We start from the raw sequence: 502 nt of genomic DNA, 5'->3' as shown, positions 1-502 counted from the left end.
TTATTCCTNCATTGCTTACAGACAGCCGTGTGGAAACATTGCTAAAGGCAGGTCGAACAGACCATTTACGTTACTTTCTTGGCAACAGGAGGACTTTTGAGGAACTATGGCAGTCCTACAAGATTGCAGTCCGTAATGGCTATGAGATAGCAGACATTTCTCTTTGGAGTGACTATGCAGACACACTCCGCAGGTTGGGCAAGGATATTCACAACCCAAAATTTCTTTGCCCAACAGACCTTAAAGGCGAACACGACCGCAGCCACGAGGAACTTCTCAGATTGCGTGAAAGGGAGGAAATAGAACAGAAACAAAAGAAGGCAATGGAAGATGAAAAACGTTTCAAAGAACTTAAATCCAAATTTTTCGGTATCCATTTCACGGACGGCACTATCCAAGTCCACGTATTGGAGAGCGTGCGTGAACATTTGGAGGAGGGAGCGACCATGCACCATTGCGTATTCTCCAACGAATATTATCTTAAAGAGGACTCACTAATCCT

Annotated in this window: 1 protein-coding gene; it reads left to right on the top strand. The window is 44.5% G+C overall.

The window, feature by feature from the left end; genetic code table 11:
• Positions 1-502, top strand: a 502-nt coding sequence (locus HMPREF9304_RS12055) for a PcfJ domain-containing protein (RefSeq protein ID WP_036929538.1), incomplete at both ends; no start/stop codon positions are given.

The organism is Hoylesella timonensis S9-PR14 (genome assembly GCF_000762405.1).
GTDB lineage: Bacteria > Bacteroidota > Bacteroidia > Bacteroidales > Bacteroidaceae > Prevotella > Prevotella timonensis_A.
This window is presented reverse-complemented; position numbering and strand designations above follow the sequence as displayed.